Source organism: Oleiphilus sp. HI0067 (assembly GCF_001635735.1).
In genome coordinates this window covers 1-969 of the sequence record NZ_LWFI01000823.1, presented here as the reverse complement: position 1 = coordinate 969, position 969 = coordinate 1, and the positions used below count along the sequence as shown (strand labels likewise).

The window sequence follows — 969 nt, the reverse complement described above, 5'->3', positions numbered from 1 at the left end:
GGATCCACTGTCCAGGTGCCATCACCGTTATTCGTACCCGCTGACAAAATCGCTCCGGTTGGCACACCACCGATCGTGACACTGCTGATCGTTTCAGTGCTATCAACAGCGGTTAATGGACCCAGTTCAAGATCGACCTCAGTATCCTCTAACGTGCTTACCGTTCCTGTTAATGGATTGCCATCCGCGCTCGGGTTCGTTGGATCGATTGGATCGGTCGGATCGACTGGGTCAACCGGATTCGGGCCATCAATAACCGGATTAATTGTTACAGTCATTGACGTCGTTGCACTATTGCTATCGACTTGGCTGCTATCATCGGGATCAACATCTTCATTATGAATCGTGACCTGCAGAACGATATCGCTTAGATGGCCTATTGCTGGCGTGATCGTGAGACCGGCAAGCTCAGCGGCTGTCAACGTCCAGCTACCATCTCCATTGTCAGTGCCAGCAGATAACGTAGCATCTAACGGCACATCGCTGATGGTGTAACCAGTAACTGACTCAGAACCGTCGTTATCTGCTAGGCTACCAGTGATATCCAAGGCAATAGCACTATTCTCATCACCATTTACATCACTCGCACTCACCGCAGGCGCATCAGCGACTGCTTCCAAAGTAACTTCTACCGAACCATTATAAACTTGACTAGCATCGCCCTGTGTGAACGTTACTTCAGTCGTTAATGTAAAGTCATCGCTGGAATGTTCGACTGGCGTAAGGCTCAAACCATCAAGATCAGCGGGATCCACTGTCCAGGTGCCATCACCGTTATTCGTACCCGCTGACAAAATCGCTCCGGTTGGCACACCACCGATCGTGACACTGCTGATCGTTTCAGTGCTATCAACAGCGGTTAATGGACCCAGTTCAAGATCGACCTCAGTATCCTCTAACGTGCTTACCGTTCCTGTTAATGGATTGCCATCCGCGCTCGGGTTCGTTGGATCGATTGGATCGGTCGGA

General features: G+C 50.5%; 1 pseudogene. It reads right to left on the bottom strand.

Annotated elements, in window-relative coordinates:
• A pseudogene (locus A3739_RS29810) lies at positions 1 to 969 on the bottom strand (hypothetical protein); the annotation flags it as partial.